Annotated in this window: 22 protein-coding genes and 1 pseudogene; 9 read left to right on the plus strand and 14 right to left on the minus strand. The window is 34.5% G+C overall.

The genetic code is table 11. From position 1 onward, the window contains the following. Nucleotides 1–106 precede the first annotated feature (106 nt). The 4 genes from AC1DS7_RS23440 to AC1DS7_RS23455 all read right to left on the minus strand — a co-directional run bounded on the left by AC1DS7_RS23440 (nt 107) and on the right by AC1DS7_RS23455 (nt 4,252). Entirely contained in the window at nt 107–763 is a 657-nt protein-coding gene (locus AC1DS7_RS23440) for a response regulator (RefSeq protein WP_000619338.1), read from the minus strand. Next, the gene (locus AC1DS7_RS23445) at nt 760–1,953 is read right to left on the minus strand and encodes a sensor histidine kinase (RefSeq protein ID WP_016103284.1); all 1,194 of its coding nucleotides are present in this window, start codon (nt 1,951–1,953) and stop codon (nt 760–762) included. Before AC1DS7_RS23445 ends, AC1DS7_RS23440 begins: the two co-directional genes overlap by 4 nt. Before the next feature lie 153 nt (nt 1,954–2,106). Continuing rightward, nucleotides 2,107–3,993, minus strand: a complete 1,887-nt coding sequence (gene abc-f, locus AC1DS7_RS23450) for a ribosomal protection-like ABC-F family protein (RefSeq protein ID WP_016103283.1) — start codon at nt 3,991–3,993, stop codon at nt 2,107–2,109. Between the two features lie 124 nt (nt 3,994–4,117). Further along, entirely contained in the window at nt 4,118–4,252 is a 135-nt protein-coding gene (locus AC1DS7_RS23455) for an RAxF-45 family protein (RefSeq protein WP_002139888.1), read from the minus strand. Nucleotides 4,253–4,672: 420 nt separating this feature from the next. Here AC1DS7_RS23455 and AC1DS7_RS23460 point away from each other — a divergent pair, with 420 nt between their 5' ends. Continuing rightward, complete coding sequence (locus tag AC1DS7_RS23460; RefSeq protein WP_002029408.1) at nt 4,673–4,801, plus strand: hypothetical protein; 129 nt, start codon at nt 4,673–4,675, stop codon at nt 4,799–4,801. A gap of 135 nt (nt 4,802–4,936) precedes the next feature. Further along, a complete protein-coding gene (locus AC1DS7_RS23465) occupies nt 4,937–5,731 on the plus strand; it encodes a DUF4931 domain-containing protein (protein ID WP_002140151.1) in 795 nt (264 codons plus the stop codon). 11 nt (nt 5,732–5,742) lie between these two features. Here AC1DS7_RS23465 and AC1DS7_RS23470 read toward each other — a convergent pair whose 3' ends face one another. Continuing rightward, nucleotides 5,743–6,276 carry a transglycosylase SLT domain-containing protein gene (locus AC1DS7_RS23470; RefSeq protein WP_000713256.1) on the minus strand — a complete coding sequence of 178 codons (534 nt, stop codon included), beginning with the start codon at nt 6,274–6,276 and terminating at the stop codon, nt 5,743–5,745. A gap of 248 nt (nt 6,277–6,524) precedes the next feature. On the opposite strand from AC1DS7_RS23470, the gene AC1DS7_RS23475 reads away from it, so the two are divergent. Then, on the plus strand, nt 6,525–8,174 hold the full coding sequence (locus AC1DS7_RS23475; protein ID WP_016103281.1) for a DUF2334 domain-containing protein: 1,650 nt from the start codon (nt 6,525–6,527) through the stop codon (nt 8,172–8,174). Nucleotides 8,175–8,206: 32 nt separating this feature from the next. Here AC1DS7_RS23475 and AC1DS7_RS23480 read toward each other — a convergent pair whose 3' ends face one another. From AC1DS7_RS23480 to AC1DS7_RS23500, 5 genes are all read right to left on the minus strand, one after another. Next, nucleotides 8,207–8,977 (minus strand): TatD family hydrolase, encoded by a 771-nt coding sequence (locus AC1DS7_RS23480; protein WP_002140148.1) that lies wholly within the window; start codon nt 8,975–8,977, stop codon nt 8,207–8,209. Nucleotides 8,978–9,722: 745 nt separating this feature from the next. After that, the gene (locus AC1DS7_RS23485; protein WP_002029403.1) at nt 9,723–10,079 is read right to left on the minus strand and encodes a YxeA family protein; all 357 of its coding nucleotides are present in this window, start codon (nt 10,077–10,079) and stop codon (nt 9,723–9,725) included. A gap of 295 nt (nt 10,080–10,374) precedes the next feature. Then, nucleotides 10,375–11,211, minus strand: coding sequence for a YitT family protein (locus tag AC1DS7_RS23490; protein ID WP_002009911.1), 837 nt, complete (start codon nt 11,209–11,211; stop codon nt 10,375–10,377). Between the two features lie 117 nt (nt 11,212–11,328). After that, on the minus strand, nt 11,329–11,658 hold the full coding sequence (locus tag AC1DS7_RS23495; RefSeq protein ID WP_002091410.1) for a PH domain-containing protein: 330 nt from the start codon (nt 11,656–11,658) through the stop codon (nt 11,329–11,331). Between the two features lie 160 nt (nt 11,659–11,818). Then, on the minus strand, nt 11,819–12,796 hold the full coding sequence (locus AC1DS7_RS23500) for a LacI family DNA-binding transcriptional regulator (RefSeq protein ID WP_002140146.1): 978 nt from the start codon (nt 12,794–12,796) through the stop codon (nt 11,819–11,821). A 305-nt stretch (nt 12,797–13,101) separates the two neighbouring features. Here AC1DS7_RS23500 and AC1DS7_RS23505 point away from each other — a divergent pair, with 305 nt between their 5' ends. After that, the gene (locus tag AC1DS7_RS23505) at nt 13,102–13,194 is read left to right on the plus strand and encodes a DUF3948 family protein (protein ID WP_012260201.1); all 93 of its coding nucleotides are present in this window, start codon (nt 13,102–13,104) and stop codon (nt 13,192–13,194) included. Between the two features lie 220 nt (nt 13,195–13,414). On the opposite strand, the gene AC1DS7_RS23510 is transcribed toward AC1DS7_RS23505, so the two are convergent. After that, on the minus strand, nt 13,415–14,020 hold the full coding sequence (locus AC1DS7_RS23510; RefSeq protein ID WP_002091412.1) for a lysophospholipid acyltransferase family protein: 606 nt from the start codon (nt 14,018–14,020) through the stop codon (nt 13,415–13,417). Nucleotides 14,021–14,356: 336 nt separating this feature from the next. Between AC1DS7_RS23510 and AC1DS7_RS23515 the strand changes: the two genes are divergently transcribed. Further along, nucleotides 14,357–14,452, plus strand: a complete 96-nt coding sequence (locus AC1DS7_RS23515; protein ID WP_002124767.1) for a DUF3948 family protein — start codon at nt 14,357–14,359, stop codon at nt 14,450–14,452. A gap of 69 nt (nt 14,453–14,521) precedes the next feature. On the opposite strand, the gene AC1DS7_RS23520 is transcribed toward AC1DS7_RS23515, so the two are convergent. After that, entirely contained in the window at nt 14,522–14,662 is a 141-nt protein-coding gene (locus AC1DS7_RS23520) for a YrzO family protein (protein WP_002063481.1), read from the minus strand. A 21-nt stretch (nt 14,663–14,683) separates the two neighbouring features. Next, nucleotides 14,684–15,652: a DMT family transporter gene (locus AC1DS7_RS23525; RefSeq protein ID WP_002140144.1), complete on the minus strand. Its 969-nt coding sequence runs from the start codon at nt 15,650–15,652 to the stop codon at nt 14,684–14,686. A gap of 127 nt (nt 15,653–15,779) precedes the next feature. On the opposite strand from AC1DS7_RS23525, the gene AC1DS7_RS23530 reads away from it, so the two are divergent. Beyond that, nucleotides 15,780–16,646 (plus strand): LysR family transcriptional regulator, encoded by an 867-nt coding sequence (locus AC1DS7_RS23530; protein ID WP_002063480.1) that lies wholly within the window; start codon nt 15,780–15,782, stop codon nt 16,644–16,646. Between the two features lie 427 nt (nt 16,647–17,073). Beyond that, nucleotides 17,074–17,154: pseudogene (locus AC1DS7_RS23535) on the plus strand (DUF3948 family protein); the annotation flags it as partial. Between the two features lie 63 nt (nt 17,155–17,217). Here AC1DS7_RS23535 and AC1DS7_RS23540 read toward each other — a convergent pair. Beyond that, complete coding sequence (locus AC1DS7_RS23540) at nt 17,218–18,165, minus strand: substrate-binding domain-containing protein (RefSeq protein ID WP_033708621.1); 948 nt, start codon at nt 18,163–18,165, stop codon at nt 17,218–17,220. A gap of 131 nt (nt 18,166–18,296) precedes the next feature. Here AC1DS7_RS23540 and modA point away from each other — a divergent pair, with 131 nt between their 5' ends. Continuing rightward, nucleotides 18,297–19,094, plus strand: a complete 798-nt coding sequence (gene modA / locus AC1DS7_RS23545; protein WP_002140142.1) for a molybdate ABC transporter substrate-binding protein — start codon at nt 18,297–18,299, stop codon at nt 19,092–19,094. 5 nt (nt 19,095–19,099) lie between these two features. Next, complete coding sequence (gene modB, locus AC1DS7_RS23550; protein ID WP_002029397.1) at nt 19,100–19,774, plus strand: molybdate ABC transporter permease subunit; 675 nt, start codon at nt 19,100–19,102, stop codon at nt 19,772–19,774. The last annotated feature ends 36 nt before the right edge of the window (nt 19,775–19,810 follow it).

The raw sequence follows: 19,810 nt of genomic DNA on the forward strand, positions 1-19,810 counted from the left end.
TTCATTGTAGAAAAATTTCTTCTTCTCTCCATCACCCTTAAGATAGAAATACAAAATAAAAAAGCAGCAAATTCTGCTGCTTTTTCACACTTATATATGCCAAAAGTCATGTGTACATCGTGACGCCATACCTTACTGCGTATATTGCTGCTTGTGTTCGATCTCTCAGTTCTAGCTTACTAATCAAATTAGAAACATGATTCTTAACAGTTCCCTCTGTAATAAATAGCTTTTCGGCAATCTCTTTATTATTTAACCCCAGTCCAATTGCTCTTAAAACATCTACTTCTCGCTCAGTTAATTGTTTTAGTTGTTCTGGTGGGTTACACTCTACTGCCACTTTCGTCTTTTTTAATTCCTCTATAATTTGCGCTGTTATATCCTGAGGAAGCACAACCCCGCCACTATGCACCGTTAAAATTGCTTGCGCGATTGCATCTGTCTCCATATCCTTCAATAAATAACCACTCGCTCCTTGCTCTAATGCCTCAAAAATAAGCTCACTATCACTAAAAGTTGTTAACATAAGAACCTTTATATAAGGAAACTTTTCTCTAACTAAACGAGTTCCTTCAACACCATTCATACGAGGCATCCGAATATCCATCAAAATAATTTCAGGCTGTAATTGTTTCACCTTTTGTACGACTTCATCCCCATCACTAGCCGTCCCTACCACTTCCAGTTCCGGACGTAAATTTAATATCATTGCCAATCCATCACGAATCAGTGATTGATCATCAACAATCATAATTCGAATCATAACGCTCCCCCTATTACCCATGTTTTTTCTCGGAGTGGAAATTCGATTTTTAGGCGAAAACCTTTTTCTATTTCACTCTCAAATTGAATGATTCCACCATGCTCCTCTACACGTTCTTTCATATTAAGTAAGCCAAATCCAGGGCTTACTTCATTGACTCCCATACCATTATCCAAAATACATAACTTAACTTGTTCCACTGAACAAACTAAACTCACTTCACATAAACTAGCTTTTCCGTGACGTTTTGCATTCGTTAAAGACTCTTGCATAATACGAAGCAACGTAGGCTGTAGTGACAACGGAATCAAAACCGGATCTCCTTGTAATTGAAAAGATACTTGTACTTTCGTCACTTTAGAATATCCATGTAACATTTCACGCATATTCTCTATTATGTTCCCTAGTTTACTTACCTCTTTTAAGGCATGCACAGAAGCTCTCACTTCTTGAAGTGATTTTCTAGCTAACCCATGGCATGTATGTAAAACCTCTTCTGTAGCGTCCGATTTTTGTTTCCATAAAACCTCCGCCAGTTGTAACTGAACAAGTAATGCCGTCATATTATGACCAACAGTATCATGAATTTCTCGGGCAATATCATTTCGCTCCCGAACAGCTGTCAATTCTTCTACCTCTTTTGCATATAGACGTAATTGCTCATGTGCTTCTTTTAAAGCTGTATGAGATAATGCTAATTCCCCATATTGCTCATCTACCATTTGCCGAGCAGCTGTAAGTTTCTTTATTAAGTTTCCAGCTAAAGCACTGAAAATGATAAACATAAAGTTAATTGCATTACTCTCCAATTCCAGACTCTCTGTATGTTGATACGTATGTAGTATATTTATAAACCAACAAAGAAAGAAAAAAGCGATAAAAAAATAAGTCATCCTTTTACGCCAATCATGAATAAATAATCCTACCGCATCAATTCCAAATATAATTAAATACAAACATGTCTCGGGAAATAAAAAACCTAATAACGCTGTGACAATACCGTTTGTGAGCAAGGTATAAAAAACAAGTTTCCTACTCCCTTTTGCTTTTACAAGCAAAATATGATTCACAATATAAATAAAAAGTGCAATACCGACAAAAATTTGTAAATTTTCTGTTTCACGTGAAACATGATTTGCGTAAACTAAGCAAATCATGACGATTGTAGCAATCCGCGCATATCCTAACATAAAATTCTCCCCACGTTTTAGTGACCTAAAGTTCATTCTATTATCACAGCAGCAAGAAAATTATACCAATTTTTCCGCTTTCATTATACTAAAAAGAGCAAGCCCTCCCCAAAAATATGAGGAAACAACTTGCTCTTTTTCATTCTATTTTCTTTACTCCACAATATTCTCTAACTCATTATATAACTCCGCTCGTAAAAACTCTTTTTTCGTTTTTTCTTCATATAATTGTTCAAGCATTTCAACATCAACTACATTTTCCATTTTACATTCGAGTGCATATATATCTTCTTCTATATGCATTAACTCATTTTCAACTGCCTCTAAATCCCTAGACTTCTTCTTTTTTATAGGCATTACTTCTAACGCTTTATTCCCTTGCTGTTGCTGCTTCTGTTTTATTACCTGTTTCTCAATTTTTTCTTCCCACTTTTGACGAGCCCATGCATAGTTCCCTGCAAACTCAAATAATTTGTGCTCATCAATCCAATATGTCTTTTCAAACAATTTATTTAAGAAATAACGATCATGTGAAACAGCTAAAATCGTCCCATTATATTGTTCAAGGGCCTCCTCTAAAACTTCCCTTGATTCAATATCAAGATGATTCGTCGGTTCATCTAAAATAAGAAAGTTAACATCTTGATACATAAGTTGCGCGAGCCTTAACCTCATTTTTTCTCCACCGCTAAGTTGTGTTACTTTCTTAAAAACAGCTGGACCATAAAATAAGAAACGAGCTAATATATGTCTTGCTTCTCCCTCTGTTACAGCCACGCAATCTCTGAAAGCTTCCAATACATTGTTCTTCATATTCCCGTACGCATGTTGCGATAAATAACCGATTTTCACACTACTACCAATCCGAATTTCTCCAGCATCTTGCTGCATTTCTTTTAGTAATAGTTTTAATAACGTAGTCTTTCCTGTACCATTACGTCCAACTATAGCTGCGCGCTCCTGAAAACGAATATGCAAATTTACTTTCTCGAATAAAGATCGTTCATCAAATCCTTTACTCACTTCTTTCATTACAACAACATCTTTCCCGCTTCTCTCTTGCCCTTCAAACTGAAGTCCCATCTGTTTTCTATCCAAAATGGGTCTCTTTAGTTTCTCTATGCGCTCTAATGCACGTTCCATATTTCTGGCTCTCTTATGCAATCCTTCATTCGGCGGATTCGCTTGATTTGCCCATTCACGTAGACGCTTAATTGCTTCTTTCATTTTCTTTATTTTCTTTTGCTGTTCTTGATACGCTTGAAATTCTTGAAGCAGCCTTTCTTCCTTTTCCTCAACAAACTGTGAATAGTTCGTATGATATACGTGAATTTCTCCATCTTCTAAATCAAAAATTTTCGTTACAACTTCATCAAGGAAATAGCGATCATGCGAAATGACCATAACTGTTCCTGTATATTCTTTTAGAAATTGCTCTAACCACTCGACTGCAAATAAGTCCAAATGATTTGTTGGTTCATCTAACAAAAGTAGATCTGGTTTCTGCAATAGCATATACGCAAGACTTACTTTTGTTTGTTCTCCACCACTTAACTCCATAAATGATCGGGGAAATAGTTCCGTCACCTGTAGACCATTTGCTACCTTCATAATATTCGCTTCTATTTCATAGCCACCGAGAAACGCGTATCTTTCTTGAATTACTCCGTATCTCTCCATCAATTTTTGTAAAGCAGATGCTTCCTGTTCTTCCGCCATATTTTTTTCTAAAGCATGCATTTCTATCTCCAACTCTTTTTCCTTTTTAAAAGCGGAGCTTAATACATCATATACATTCATTTCATTATTAAATTTTGGAATTTGTGCTACATGACCAATGCGCGTACCTTTCTTCACATGAATAGCTCCCGCATCCAAACCCTCAATTCCTGTTAAAAGCTGAAAGATAGTTGTCTTCCCACTACCGTTACGACCAACTAATCCAATACGTTCTCCATTCTTTATTTCAAGCGATATATTTTCAAATATGATGTTTCCACCAAAAGATTTCTTTACATTATTTACACTACAAATTGTCATTTTCCGTACTCCTTTCAATATAAAAAACCATGGGAAAGAAACATTCCCCATGGTTTTTGTCATAGAAAAAGGAAGCCAAATAGCTCCCTTTTCACACGTTTATCAAAAATGGGTGAAGAGACTTCTATCGTTCAATAGCTACTATGCAATTGTTAAAAAAGGGCATACGTATCCCGTTAACAACTACATCATGAAAAATCGCACGACAAATATAGATATAATCTAAAAATTTTGCGCGCGTAGCTAAAGAACATTTCATCTCATTCACTCCTTTCGTACGGAATTTAATACTTACTTCTTTATTATACTTCCCCGATTTATGTTTGAATAGTCATTTTTCTGAAAATAATAAAGATAGACTAAACATTTCAATAAGTGACATCAAATCTTACAAAACTGTTATGTTCACGTAATGGAAAGCGATAGTACGAAAAGACACCTCCCTATACAATAAAGATGTAAACAAGAGAGACAAAAACAAGGAGGAAACAATCATGATGAAAGAAATCGTAAAAGCAATCTTTGAGGTATTAGTGAACGGACAAGCAGTTGTAAAAGAACTAAACGAACTATAAAAGGGAGGAAAGAACTATGATGAACATGGTAAAAATGATCTTACATGCTTTAGTTGATGCGAAAGCAGTTAGCCAAGAATTAAACCAACAATAAAAAGGGGTATATGAATATGAAGAAAGCCATTATTGTAATCGCAAGTACAGCAATTGCCTTATACACAATAAAAAATAGAAAAAAGAAACAAAATGAAAATGCCCTATATTATCCATACACACTATTAAAGAAAAAATAAAAGACAAGGTACCCTATTGCAATGAGGATATCTTGTCTTTTATTTTTCCCTATTCCCTTTAAAGGATTTCCTTCTCCTTTTCCCGAATGTATTAAGCGGGATTTTTACATATATTTTAAAGGGGCATAAATACAAATGGATACACAACAACTATATTTTTTAAACGATATCGGTAAACAAAAACCAGAAAGTATTCGGAACAGAAACACTGCATGTCCTTTTTGTGACAGAGAAAATTTAACGGATATTTTAGCAACTGAGGGCTCTATTATTTGGTTAAAAAATAAATTCCCTACATTACAGGATACCTTTCAAACCGTGCTAATCGAAACAGATAATTGCGAAGACCATATCGCAACATATACAGAAGAACATATGAGAAAACTAATTCGCTTCTCTATTCTCCATTGGTTAAACTTACAGGAAAATGAAGAATTCACTTCTGTGATTTTATACAAAAATCATGGTCCATTTTCAGGCGGAAGTTTGCATCATGCACATATGCAAATTATCGGAATGAAACATGTAGACTATCTTGAAAATATTGAGGAAGCAAATTTCCAAGGGGTAATTGTTCAAAAAAATGAACGCATTGAACTCAACATTTCAGAGCGTCCTATTATTGGCTTTACTGAATTTAACATAGTCATTGAAGATATTGCATTTATAGATGAAATGGCAAATTATATTCAGCAAACTGTACGTTACATACTGACAGATTTCCATAAAGGATGTAGTAGTTATAACTTATTCTTCTATCATCTAAATGGAAAAATCATTTGTAAAGTTGTTCCTAGGTTTGTCGTTTCACCGTTGTATGTAGGATATAAAATACCTCAAGTTTCTACAAAACTAGAAGATGTGAAAATACAACTAGCGCAGTATTTCATGAAAGAAAAGGATGAAATTATTCATAAAAAAATAGAGTAGGTATAGAAAACCTACTCTTTGATTACACCTTTATTTCGATAGTATACATCCTCTAATCCGATGTTATACTTCATATTGTTATCCGTCCACTCTGGTCCTAAATTCCCTGGCCATCCAGATGTATTCGCTATATATTTCAGTAATGCAAAATCAGTCAAACCTTTTTGCACCCCGCGCTTATAACCTTTCATTAAATGCGGCATTGCAATTTGCGCATTTGTACGTGGATCTTTCAGCTCTTCATCAGTTAAATGATCTGGCGCAAGCCCACCACCGCGGTGTAATTGAAACAATCCGAATGAAGTTCCGTTATCTCCAACACTTCTTGGATTTAACCTACTTTCATGTTCGGCAATTGTAAGAGGTATCCATTCCGGAAGGTTTACTTTCTTTGCTTCCTCTATAATGATTTGTTTCATCTGTTTTGCTTCTTCTGAATCAACATAGCTTGTTTCATTCATTAGCTTACCCATTCCTTCAGACTTTCCTTGGAAATATAAATACACTCCAAGAACAACTAAAAATCCTACAAAGAATTTCTTCACTACCTCTACCTCTTTCTCCGCTGAAATTTGTCCCCTTTCAGCCTTCCTTTTACAATTACCAACACTCTATCATTCTCTTACCTTTCAATCATAGCAAATAACTATACATATTATCATCATGCTTTAGACCGATTTTGTGAAAAAACATATGGTAAATACGTACAAAAATGTAACTTACATGGACTATAACTTATTTCTTGTATATAATTGTAAATTGAATTCCATATATAGAATAGGAGCATAAATAAATGAAAAGAACTCTACTAATCTTTTTCAGCATTTTACTACTCATTCCTATACATACCTCTGCACAAACATCATCAAAATCAAAAGTACTCGTTTTGTATAGTACAGAAGACAACAAAATTACAAACAATGTACAAATCCTTAATACTCAGTTAGGGCACTTTACAAAAGATATAACAGTAAAAAGCTTAAAGGAAATAAAGGAAAGTACTGAATCATCTTCTTATACACATATTGTTTATATCGGAGAGAAAAAAGAAGATTTTTCTATTGCAGCAAAACAATTTCTAGAAAACTTCTCAGGTCCAGTATTAGTTTTAGGACAAAATGTTGAACAATTATCTAATCGTTTTTCTTTCATTACATTGAAAAATGATGATATACGAGTTAAAAAAATTGAATATCCAGCCCATAAGCTGAAAAATACCTTAGAGGAAGAACGATTAGTTCGATCGCTTGATGCAAATGGAACAGTTCTTGCTAATGCTTTAAATTCAAGTGGAACTCATCCGTTAATCGTTCAACAAGGAACATCCTATTATGTTGCAACTCCAAACCTTTTCGATTGGATGTCTCATTACGTCGGTGAAATGTTATTTTCTTATTTCGGACAAAAACCTGAAACAAATAAAACTTCAGCTTATTTACGTCTTGAAGACGTTCATCCAGCTGTAGATGTAAAGCAATTAAAAGAAATCGCTGAATTACTAAAAGAGAAAAAGCTCCCTTATATGATTACCGTTATCCCTGTTTACAAAGATCCAGACACAGGAAAAACAGTACATTTAAAGGATAACTCTGAATTAATCGATGTTTTACACTTTATGCAAGATAATGGTGGCTCTATCGTTATGCATGGTTACACACATCAGTTTTATGATAGTGAAACTGGCGAAGGTTTTGAATTTTGGGATGTAAAAACAGATCAACCAATTCGCCAACCAAACCATGAAAAATCAAAAACAAAAAAAGATTTTCAGTCTACAGAAGACTATAATAAATACGTAAAAAACGGGAAAGCCTTCGAAGAAAAATATATTAAAGATCATATTGAAAAAGGGATTACAGAGCTTGTAGAAGCTAAATTATATCCAGTTGCCTTTGAAGCTCCGCACTATACAATGTCTCAAAAAGGATATGAAATACTATCACAATATTTTTCAACTTATGTAGGACAAATACAACTAAACGATACAACTTGGAAATCAATGCACTCACCAGCTTATATAAGTACACCGTCATTTTTGCATGGGATGAAATTAATTCCTGAAACTGTTGGCTTTATTGAGGAAGGGAAGCCACAAGCTATAGTAAAAATGAAAGAACGTGCTTTATCTATCACTAAACTATCTGATGGAATTATCGGTGCATTTTATCATCCTTACTTGGGCGTTGAACCATTAAAAGAAGTATTAAAAGAACTAGAAAGTATTCCAAACATAGAGTGGATTGATTTACAAAAAGACATGAATGAAGTAAAAATGAAAGATATTCATATTACTACTAATAAAGAAGGCATTCACGTTGAAAAACCAACAAGTGCGAATGACATAATTGATTATATAAAACAATATGGGTTCTTCCTTATAATTGGGTTCATTATAATTGTCTTTCTTTTATTATTAAGACGTGCGAAAAAATTAGAGTCATAAAAAAAACACCAAGCGAGATGCTTGGTGTTTTTTTATGACTCACTAACTTTATAAAATCGCACCGTATTCGCATATATTTGCTCAGTAACTTTCTCTACTGATATTTTTTTTATTATACTAATTTCTTGTAATACATCTTTTATCATATAAGGATGTGTCATCGTATCCTTCTGAAATTCCCACGGCCCATCTGTTTCTACCATCATATATTCAAGCGGATAATACGAAACTATTTTTCTAATTTTCTCCTTATGTAAAACATCCGGTGTGATAGAAATATAATAACCGTTCCTCATCATCCGTTTCATTGTCTCTTCACTTCCTTTAAACCAATGAAAGTGTGCACGCGAAACTTTATATTCTTCAAGTAAATCACATACAGTGTCAGTATCTTCATAAACCGCATGCAATATAATTGGTAAATCGTATTTACTAGCTAGTTCCACAAACTTTTTTAACACCGCTATGTATGGATCAATAGCAATATTTTCATCTTCTTTCCTTAAATAATATGGCAAGCCGACTTCACCAATCGCAACGATTTCCTCTACATGATCTTCAATTAATTTATAAATTTGCTCACATTCCTCTTTATGAATCGGCTGCTCCGGATGAAAACCTATTGCTGGATGTACAAAAGGATATCGCTTTGCTAAAGATAAAGTTTCTAGACATGATTGATAATTCATAGATACTGCAATAAGCCCTTGTATCTCTTTACTGTTTTCCACATCTATAAATAATCTACTTTTCTCTTCATTCTCATATTGATCAACATGTATATGACTATCAATCAATTTCATCTTTATGCCCCCATAAAAAAAACAAGAAAGGGTCTTCCTTCTTGTTTTATCATCTATATTAGTTAACAATTAAATTTGTTATTATATCAAATAATCCAATACATACTACGGCAACAGTAAAGTAGCTACAGAAATCTTTAATTGGAAACTTCACTACTTCTTCTTTACGCATCCCAGTTTTCTCCCTTCTTAATATATCCCTAATTATTTTTTATCTATTTGTATCTATTATGCAAAAAATATGACAAATTTACTATCGAATTAACTTACGTAAACCTTACAATGTTGTAAGGTTTGAAAAAGAGCCTCATCTAAATAGAGATGAGGGCTATTAAAAATTAGTTGGTTTTTCATTCTTCATTAACATTACAAACAGAAAGTGATACAGTGAGACTTTCTAGTTACACTATATGAAATTTACTATATTTTAACCATCGAATTACATTACAGAAGGCTTACATGTTTGTAAGCTATGTGTAATGTAATTCGATAGTTTCCCTTACCTATATTTCGTACAATAAAGTTAGAAAGTAAGCCAAATAAGAAGAACACTCACATAACCAAATTACATTGCTAGTAGCCGACTCTTCTTATACCTTTCACTCATGCTACTACAATGTACCCCCTTCCCCTTTATATAATAAGAAAAGCCTTAGTCCATATGGACTAAGGCTTTTTCACGAACCTAAAATACCCCTACCTAGTATTTTTATTTTCGACAAAAAATAGGCGGGGGTATAATTCGCTATCTCATCGTTAAAAGTTTACTCTTCGCATTAATAGGAATATTTACAGCTTCAATTTCTTCAATTGCCTCGCCGTAGCGTCCTTTTGCGTACACCTTTAATGCTTCATCTCTCTTTAACATATGCTTAACAGTCTTCTTTATTTTTTGTTCTCTTCCACGTTCATCAAATGCAATAAATTCATATTCATACCATTCATCACCGACATGCTGACCAATCGCATCCACAATTGTATAGTATTCTTTCGTCGTATAAAGCGGATTATATTTATCAATAACTGGTCCAAGTTTCGTAGGTAGTAATACTACTACTATCACTACCATAGCTATTACAGTAGTAATTATTTTTTTCTTCATAATACTGATCTTCCTCCTCTGCAGGATACTTATACATCCATTCTAAAGAGCAGGAATTTAATCTACCATTCAATCCCATTACATTACCCTTACATTTTTGTAAGAATAAAGTGAAACTTTAATCAGTGGGGGTTTTGTTCATCCCCCCACTGATTATCGGCCCTCACCAATCGGGCGTTTACGGGCAGTTGATCTCCCACCTAATTTCTTTGCTCCAGCTGAATTTTGAGGTGGGAGTTCTACTGCCCGTTAATGCGGGATAAAAAAAAGATGAACGAATTTTCTCGTTCACCTTTTAGCTTGCTTTAAAGCCACCGCCAAGTACATCACGCACATCGTGAATGACAACGAAGGCATCTTCATCAACTCTACTAATAACTTGCTTTAACTTAACAAGCTCTTGTTTATTAATAACGATATATAAAACTTCTTTATTTTTACCAGTATATCCGCCGCGTCCTTCTAATACAGTGACACCGCGTGTCATGTTTTTTGTAATAGTTTCACGTATTAAATCCGGTTGATTTGAAATGATTGTAACAGCTGTTTTTGTATCCATACCTTCCACGATGAAATCAATTACTTTCGCTCCGACAAATACAGCTACAAGTGTATACATTGCCTTTTCTTGTCCTATTATAAATACAGAACCCGCAATTACAACGATATCAATAATAAGTACGCCTTTACCAACGCTCCAACCTAAATATTGATTTGCTAGTCGAGCTAAAATTGCCGATCCTCCTGATGTACCTCCAGCTTTGAACATACAGCCTAATCCGATACCTACAAATACACCAGCAAATAAAGCTGCTAGTAACGTATCACTATTTACTTGATATTCGATATGTTCTGTAACATATAAAAACAAAGAGGTTTCCACAATACCTATAATTGTGTAAACCATCGTTTTCTTATCAAAAAATTTATAACCTACAGCTAATAAAATTGCATTCAAACCAAAATTCACAATTCCTGGTGACCAATCAAATAAATAGTACGTAACAACCGTTAAACCAATAATTCCACCCTCTGATAAACGGTTTGGAATTGCAAAGTAATTAATACCAATTGCGAATAATAATGAACCAATTGTAATTAGTGTTATTTCCTTTATACGTTGATTAACCATAGTTCATACCTCCCCCCATTTGACATTGTATCACTATCTCCTAGAGGTTTAGAAGTTGTTTTTATTCCGCATTTCCCCTCACAAAGACCAAGATATTATGTTTAAACAAAGGGGTGATTAATTATTCATATTCGCTCTAACTGTACGGACAAAGCGCTCCACATTCCCACTCTGAATATACTTAGCTCTAATGGTTTCACGATTACAAGTACATTCGAAATATGGACGGAAATCTATGTCATCTATATGCAAATATGAATACTCTTCAAATATCGCAGGATAGCACGAAAATTTCCCGTAAAATAGAAGACGTCTAGTAGTGGCAACAAAAATCCCATGTTGATAACATAAAGTAAAGTCATCCTTTTCAAATATCCCTACGACAAACGCTAAAATCTTTTCGTCATCCTCTACATATTTTTTCATACTTAATAAAAGTTCATTCATGCATATTCCTCCAAATTCTATTCATTGTTTTAACACTTGAAAAGAATCCATGGATTATTACAGACCGGTGTAACTCTTTTATAAAGTATGAAACGCGTTTCCTGTCAAAGACATTTCAAAAAATAATCCGTTATGTGATTATACACATAACGGATAAATACTAAACCGTCGAGCGTTCTACAAGTTTATACGGAATTTCCATCTTTTCTTGTTTAGAACTCTCATCACTTACTTGCCTATAAAACATTTCAAAAGCCGTCTTACCTATTCCCTTTAAATTTTGGTCAATGGTTGTCAGTTGTAAAACTTGAGAAATCGGTTGATTATCAAAACCAATAATCGCTAAATCCTCAGGAACTTCAATACCTAATTTTTTAACTTCTGTCATGATCCCAATAGCAACTTCATCTCCTGCCACTATTAATGCTTCAGGAGGATTCTCCATCTCCTTGAATTGATGTGCAACTCTTACACCATCTTCTAACGTAAAACATTCTGTGAAAATCCGATCTTCCATCACTTCTTCATCTATTAATTGTAGCTGTTGTTTATAAGCATCAAAACGTTTCTTACTACTTGGCCCTAACTTTCTTCCCGTACAATATCCAATCTTCTTATAACCTTTTTCAATAAGGTAACTCATCCCTAATTGAAAGGCATTAAAATGATCTGTATATACACTCGATATGCTTTCAATATCATTATCCTCACAAGCAATAACCGCCCCATACGCTGCATAAGGCTCTATAGTTTCCCACTCATTGGCACGAGAACAAATGATAAGACCGTCTAGTTGCTTTGTTTTCAACATATGTAAACTTTTCATTTCTTCTTTTTTATTGTAGTTCGTTTGACAAAGAAGCACCCTGTAATTATGAGCTAACGCAACTTCCATCATTCCACCCACCATCGCATCAAAGGACGGATGATTAATATAAGGTAAAATCACGCCAACAATATTCGTCTTCCCTTTTGATAAATGAACAGCATTTGCATTTTGCGAGTAATTCAATTTCTCAACTATTTCTAAAACAACTTTCCTTTTTTCTTCACTTACATATGGATGATCATTTAATACCCTCGAAACAGTCGTAACTGAAACCCCAGCCATCTTTGCAATATCTTTAATATTAGCCATACACTCACCTCTACTTTTAACTTAATGAATCACATGAACATATGTCAAATCTTCTCATCATGACACTTTCATTCGTTTTTCTTACAAAAGTGTAATTTTCCTGTAAGCTAATTCGATAGTGACTCTCCGCAACATTTCATATAATTAAGTCAGAAACAGGGCAACAACCATTTGAAAAGGAGCGGATCTATATGATGAACAAAATGAAAACGAACAATTTCTTAAATACAATGAGCTTGGTATTTTCCGCTCTTATCGATGCAAAAGCTGTTGCTTCTACATTAAACAAGTAAGGAGAATGCATTATGAACAACATCACTTTTAATAAATTAGATTTTTTAGGACTAGCTAGCGGCACGGTTCTTCTTACTGCTTTCATTTACGCTGCTACACTATAACTTCGTGTCCCCTTTCCCCTTTATCCCGCTTTAACGGGCAGTAAGACTCCCACCTCAGAATTCGGCGAATGCGAGGAAGTTAGGCGGGAGATCAACTGCCTGTAAAAGCCCGATTGGTTCAACTAATAATCAGTGGGGATGAACACCCCCCACTGATTAAAGTTTCACTTTATATAAATAATAATAGAAAAGACGACCGTCTATGCACGATCGTCTTTTCTTATTTTTGATTTGGCTGCAAAACTTCCTTTAGTTCTTCAAACTTTGCATTTAATTCATCTGTCATCATTTTCATAGCCGTTTTTCGATCTATTTGTTCTTCAGCATCGATTTGAATTGGGTCTCCAAAAACTAATCGCGCTTTTTTTCCTTTTATCAATTCTTTTATACTTGATGGACCAACATAAGCTGCCGGTATTAACGGAACGTTAGAACGCATTGCAATCGTAACAGCCCCAGCTTTTAGTGAAACGTCTTCTGATGACCTCGTCCCACTCGGGAAAATCCCTACTACTTTTCCTTCTTTTAATAAACGTGATGGAATTTTCAATGTGCTTGGCCCTGGATTCGCACGGTCTACAGGGAATGCATTTACATTTTTAAAAAACCAATTTTTAAATTTCCCTTCAAACAATTCTTTTTTTGCCATGTAATGAATTTGGGTTGGGTACATTCCTGCCGCTAACATTAAAACATCCATAAAACTTGTATGTGTACACGCAACAACGTAAGGGCCATCTTCCGGTAATTTCTCTCTCCCTTGTACTTCTACCTTCCCAGCCATTTTAAATATATATTTCAACGAAAATGTAATTGGTTTATACATTTGTTTCGTTCCTTTCTGAATATCCGAAGTATAATTATTTTCTTACAACGATTATAACACTAAGTTTTAGGAGTTGGTAATAAAAATAAGTATTTATTGTTAAATTTCAATTCTTACAAAAGTGTAATTTTCTTGTAAGCTAATTCGATAGTGACTCCCTCCACTATCTTATACAATTAAGTCAGAAAGTAACAACAACCATTTGAAAAGGAGCGGATCTATATGATGAACAAAATGAAAACGAACAATTTCTTAAATACAATGTGCATGGTATTCTCCGCTCTTATCGATGCAAAAGCTGTTGCTTCTATATTAAACACGTAAGGAGAATTTATAATGAATAACATGACTTTTAATAAATTAGATTTTTTAGGACTAGCTAGCGGCTCGATTCTTCTTACTGCTTTCATTTACGCTGCTACGCTTATATAACTTTGTGTCCCCTTTCCCCTTTATATAAATAATAATAGAAAAGACGACCGTCTATGCCCGGTCGTCTTTTTAATTTTTTCTTTCCTTCAAGTCTTTTAAAAGCTGTATCAGTTCAGCTTGTTGTTTTATATTTTTACGACCGTTTCGATTAATTGCTGCAAGCTCGCAGGCAACTCCAGCAGCAAAGAAAAACAATAAACTTTCTAACATATAAAATCCTCCAGTTGCCTATTAAACAGCTTGACGCAATTGCTTTTCTTGCAAAATTTGTTTATTTATATTTTCTTCTTTTCTCTGACAAACATTATTACGAATAAGCGCTGCAATAACAAATAATGTTCCTAATACATCAAATGTCGTTATTTTATATCCTTGTATCATCATAATAACTAAAGTAGTAATTGGCACAAAGTTAATAAATAAAATACCATTAATTGATGATAAGATTTTCACACCGTAGTTCCAAGCAAGTAGCGCTACAATACCTGGTAATGTCATCATAAATAATAAATCATATTTCACAATAGAAATCGTTTCCATACTTGGAACAGATACATATCCAAGTGACGTAATGATTATAGTTATAATTCCTGTAACTGCTGTCCCAAATATACAAGTTAATGTTGAATAACGTAATGTTGACCAATCGCTACACGTTTGACCACCCATCGTATAAATAACCCATCCTACAACACCAACAAATATAAATACTAGTGAAAACATATTATCTTTCAATGTTAAAAAGAAACTCATATCACCTTTCGTAATAACAAATACAGCCCCTACAAACGCAATAATCATGCTCGTTATCATATATTTCTTCGGCTTTATATTTTTATATCCCCATAAAATACAAATTGAAATCATTGGCATAAGCGCCTCCATAATAGAAGCTACCATTACACCTGATTTTCCCATTAACATTTGCCCTAGAAAAATTAATACATTATATACGGTAAAAGCCATTGTTCCAAAAAAGACGAGTAACTTCCCTCTTCCTTCTAAGCGAAATGCCTTCTTTCCTTCTTTCATTAGCAATAATACAATCAATACAATTGCTACCGCCCCATAACGAATAAACGAAAAATAAAATGGATCTATGTATTCTAGAGCATGATCAGCAACCGGAAACATCGCTCCCCATGACATACTTGCAATTAAACATGCCAAAGCACCTATTATCATTTGACCTTTTCTCACCACAATCCCCCGCTTCTTTCTATTTGCACAAAGAGAATTGTAAAAGAAAAAATATATCACGTAAAATGATTCAAAATGATGTTAACTATCATTTATAATGATAGTTAACATCAAGGAGGAGCATAAAATGGAATTACGAGACTTACAAATCTTCCAGAGCGTTGCCGACCGCGGTAGTGTAAGCGGCGCAGCAAAGGAATTAAATTATGTACAATCAAATGTAACCGCACGTATTAAACAATTAGAAAACGAGCTGAAAACACCTCTCTTTTACCGTCATAAGCGAGGCATGACTTTAACAGCTGAAGGAAGAAAAATGCTCGTTTACGTTCATAAAATTTTGCAAGATGTTGAAGAGCTAAAACAAGTGTTTTTAGATAGTGAAACACCCTCTGGCATATTAAAAATTGGTACAGTCGAAACAGTCAGTACATTACCTACCATCTTGTCTTCTTACTATAAAAGCTATCCAAATGTCGATTTATCATTACAAGCCGGTCTAACGGAAGAGCTTATTAGAGAAGTACTCGATCATCAATTAGATGGCGCCTTTATATCAGGTCCTATTAAACATCCACTAATTGAACAATACGATGTTAGTACTGAGAAATTAATGCTTGTTACACAAAATAAAGCTTTTCATATAGAAGAATTTACTACGACGCCCCTACTCGTTTTTAATCAAGGATGTGGATACCGTTCCAAGCTTGAACGATGGCTTAAAGATGAAGGTTTGTTACCAAAAAGAATTATGGAGTTTAACATATTAGAAACTATATTAAATAGCGTAGCGCTCGGTCTTGGGATTACACTCGTCCCCCAGTCTGCGGTGCAGCACCTTTCTACAGCAGGTAAAGTCCACTGCCATCCAATTCCGGAGAAATACGGCAGTATTTCAACTGTTTTCATACGCCGTAAAGATAGTTACATGACCAATTCGATGCGCAGCTTTTTAAAAACAATTAAAGAGCACCATCATATCAATATGCTTTGAAGGACATTCTTACACGAATGTCTTTTTTTCTTACAAAAGTGTAAGTCTTACGTAAGCCAATTCGATAGTTGCAGGCTGCTATATTTCATATAATTAAGACAGAAAGCAGGGCAACAACAATTCGAAAAGGAGCGGATACGCATGATGAACAAAATGAAATCAAATAAATTTTTCAATACAATGGGCATGGTGCTATCCGCACTTGTCGATGCAAAAGCAGTCGCAACTACATTAAACAAATAAGGAGAGATTATAATGAACAACATTACTTTCAACAAATCAGACTTTATCCCGCATTAACGGGCAGTAAGACTCCCACTTCAAAATTCAGCGAAATCAAAGAAGTTAGGTTTGGGATCAACTGCCCGTAAAAGCCCGATTGGTGAGGGCTAATAATCAGCGAGGGATACCCCGCCCTCACTGATTAAAGTTTCACTTTATCGGACTTGCAAGTGGAGCAGCTCTTCTTACAGCTTTCATTTACACACTTGCTCAAAGTCTCGTTTAACAATTCGTTTCCCCAACCCCCTTTATATAGAAAAGGCTGCTCGTCTTATAGACAAGCAGCTTTTTAGTTTGTTTCATATATAATTTGGCCTGTTTTGCTTATATCATATCCACCAATTGCTTTTAATTCATTGTGAAACTCTTCAGATTGCAAAATTCCTTTTATAACCTCAATAAGTTCATCATTTTCTTTATTCTTCAGAAGTACTAAATCATACTGTTCTTTCATTATTGGAATAAAGTCTACGTTCACAATTTGGGAAAACTTTTCTGATCCTACCCCAACATCAGCTTTTCCATTCGCGACTTGCGAGGCAACACCAAGGTGATTCGATTCTTCCCATTCATACCCGTTAATATCTTCTTTACTTAATTTTCGAATTCGCAATTGCTCATCCACTAACACTCTAATACCAGAACCTTTTTCTCGATTTACAAATCGTATAGATGACTGAGCTAAATCAGCCCATGTTTTTATATTTTGTGGATTCCCTTTTTGCACATAAAACCCAACATTTCTTGCTAATAAATTCATCATAATATATGGTTGTCCAACTAAAATACGTTTTACGTAAGGAACATTATATGTACCCGTTTCACCATCAAATAAGTGTAAACTAACGACGCTTCCTTCTCCTTGGTACATCTTCACTAAACTCGTTAAACTACCTTGATACGCTCTCAATATATTAGAATTTGGCAATCGATTTTCTATATGCTTTGCCAACATATCTAACGTTAGTTCTTGACCACTAATGATGCGTGTATTCGAACTACTAATTTCGTCCTTCTTTACAGGAGTAAATTGTACCTTCCCTGTTTTCATTTGCTTTATATATTGTTCTAAATCAGCTGCATCAATGCGCATTTGTCTACCAACCCTATAAGAAGGAAGTTCTCCTTTTTTAATTAGGTCGTATACAGTTAATTTTGATACTTTTAATTGCTTTGCTACTTCTTCCGTTGTGTAGGAATGATGATCCATAGACGATTCCTCACTTTCTTCCTTCATTGTAACAAAGAAAAGAATATTTCTCCTAGTTTTTAAAAACAACTATATCGTTCAAATTATATTCAATTATAACTAGTTATAACTAGTTATAATTAGTTATAATTAATTTAGTAAACGAAGGGAGATTTTTTATGAACAAATTTACTTTACGATCCATTGGGGTACTTATACTTTCTTTTCTTCTTATATTCAGTGTAGCTTGTTCAAGTGAAGAAAAGTCAGCTGCTAAAGAGGGAGAATCAGTGGAGCTGACTATATCAGCTGCTGCAAGTTTACAAGATGCATTAAAAGAAATTGAAAAGCAATATAAAGAGAAAGAACCAACTATTCAACTTTCTTTTAACTTCGGTGCTTCTGGTGCACTTCAACAACAAATTGAGCAAGGTGCACCTGCTGATTTATTCTTCTCTGCAGCAGAGGATAAATTCCAAACTCTTGTTAAAAAAGGATTTATTAATGAAAAAGAAGGGAAAAACCTTCTTGGAAATGAACTAGTTCTAGTCATTCCAAAAGATAGTGCTCTTACAAAACTTCAAGATTTAAAGGATGAGAAAATCAAGAAAATCGCACTTGGTACACCCGAATCTGTACCTGCAGGAAAATATGCAAAAGCTTCTCTCACATATGAAAATCTTTGGAATGACGTTCAAAATAAAATCGTATTTACAAAAGATGTTCGCCAAGTGTTAACATATGTAGAAACAGGTAATGTTGATGCTGGTATTGTATATAAAACTGACGCTCTCGTTTCAGACAAGGTAAAAATTGTAGAAGCGGTAGCAGCTAATTCTCATGAGCCAATCCACTATCCTTTAGGTGTTATAAAGGAATCTAAGCATAAGAAAGAGGCGACTTCATTCTATGAGTATTTACAATCAAAAGATGCACAATCTATCTTTAAGAAATATGGATTTACAATCCTGCCATAATCGCTATGAGCTTTGATGCAATTTTGTCACCTGTCTTTCTATCCTTGCGAGTAGCTGCGTGCGCCACAATAATCGTTACGATCTTAGGAACGATTATTGGACGAGCATTAGCGCGCTCCTCGTGGCGATATAAAGTACTACTAGAAACTATTTTCTTATTACCAATGGTGCTTCCACCAACTGTTATCGGCTTTTTTCTAATTATCATTTTTGGAAATAACAGTCCCATTGGAAAGTGGATTGAATCATTATTTCAGCAGTCCATTATGTTTACATCTACTGCTGCTATCATTGCTTCTACAGTCGTTGCATTTCCGCTCATGTACCAATCAGCAAAAACAGGATTTTCTATCGCAAATGTACAAATTGAAGATGGCGCGCGCGATCTTGGTGCAAGTGAATATCAAGTTTTTCTACATGTTACACTCCCGCTTGCATTCCCCGCACTACTTAGCGGTATGATTTTAAGCTTTGTTCGCGCACTCGGTGAATTTGGTGCAACTTTAATGTTTGCAGGAAATATACCTGGCAAAACTCAGACGATTCCAACGGCGATTTATATGGCTATTGATGCGAGTAATATGCAACTAGCTTGGACGCTTGTAATCATAACGATTAGTATGTCCCTTCTATTCTTACTATGCATTCAACTCATTAATAGAAGAATTACTACTTCTTAAAGCAACTTTCGACAAAAGTTGCTTTTTATTTCCCGG

Source organism: Bacillus sp. P4_E1 (assembly GCF_056401715.1).

Bases quoted from the DNA above. Each gene is read 5' to 3' on its own strand.
- AC1DS7_RS23440 (WP_000619338.1), bottom strand. From the start codon at position 763: ATGATTCGAATTATGATTGTTGATGATCAATCACTGATTCGTGATGGA.
- AC1DS7_RS23445 (WP_016103284.1), bottom strand. From the start codon at position 1,953: ATGTTAGGATATGCGCGGATTGCTACAATCGTCATGATTTGCTTAGTT.
- abc-f (WP_016103283.1), bottom strand. From the start codon at position 3,993: ATGACAATTTGTAGTGTAAATAATGTAAAGAAATCTTTTGGTGGAAAC.
- AC1DS7_RS23455 (WP_002139888.1), bottom strand. From the start codon at position 4,252: ATGAAATGTTCTTTAGCTACGCGCGCAAAATTTTTAGATTATATCTAT.
- AC1DS7_RS23460 (WP_002029408.1), top strand. From the start codon at position 4,673: ATGAATATGAAGAAAGCCATTATTGTAATCGCAAGTACAGCAATTGCC.
- AC1DS7_RS23465 (WP_002140151.1), top strand. From the start codon at position 4,937: ATGGATACACAACAACTATATTTTTTAAACGATATCGGTAAACAAAAA.
- AC1DS7_RS23475 (WP_016103281.1), top strand. From the start codon at position 6,525: ATGAAAAGAACTCTACTAATCTTTTTCAGCATTTTACTACTCATTCCT.
- AC1DS7_RS23480 (WP_002140148.1), bottom strand. From the start codon at position 8,977: ATGAAATTGATTGATAGTCATATACATGTTGATCAATATGAGAATGAA.
- AC1DS7_RS23485 (WP_002029403.1), bottom strand. From the start codon at position 10,079: ATGAAGAAAAAAATAATTACTACTGTAATAGCTATGGTAGTGATAGTA.
- AC1DS7_RS23490 (WP_002009911.1), bottom strand. From the start codon at position 11,211: ATGGTTAATCAACGTATAAAGGAAATAACACTAATTACAATTGGTTCA.
- AC1DS7_RS23495 (WP_002091410.1), bottom strand. From the start codon at position 11,658: ATGAATGAACTTTTATTAAGTATGAAAAAATATGTAGAGGATGACGAA.
- AC1DS7_RS23500 (WP_002140146.1), bottom strand. From the start codon at position 12,796: ATGGCTAATATTAAAGATATTGCAAAGATGGCTGGGGTTTCAGTTACG.
- AC1DS7_RS23505 (WP_012260201.1), top strand. From the start codon at position 13,102: ATGAACAACATCACTTTTAATAAATTAGATTTTTTAGGACTAGCTAGC.
- AC1DS7_RS23510 (WP_002091412.1), bottom strand. From the start codon at position 14,020: ATGTATAAACCAATTACATTTTCGTTGAAATATATATTTAAAATGGCT.
- AC1DS7_RS23515 (WP_002124767.1), top strand. From the start codon at position 14,357: ATGAATAACATGACTTTTAATAAATTAGATTTTTTAGGACTAGCTAGC.
- AC1DS7_RS23520 (WP_002063481.1), bottom strand. From the start codon at position 14,662: ATGTTAGAAAGTTTATTGTTTTTCTTTGCTGCTGGAGTTGCCTGCGAG.
- AC1DS7_RS23530 (WP_002063480.1), top strand. From the start codon at position 15,780: ATGGAATTACGAGACTTACAAATCTTCCAGAGCGTTGCCGACCGCGGT.
- AC1DS7_RS23540 (WP_033708621.1), bottom strand. From the start codon at position 18,165: ATGAAGGAAGAAAGTGAGGAATCGTCTATGGATCATCATTCCTACACA.
- modA (WP_002140142.1), top strand. From the start codon at position 18,297: ATGAACAAATTTACTTTACGATCCATTGGGGTACTTATACTTTCTTTT.
- modB (WP_002029397.1), top strand. From the start codon at position 19,100: ATGAGCTTTGATGCAATTTTGTCACCTGTCTTTCTATCCTTGCGAGTA.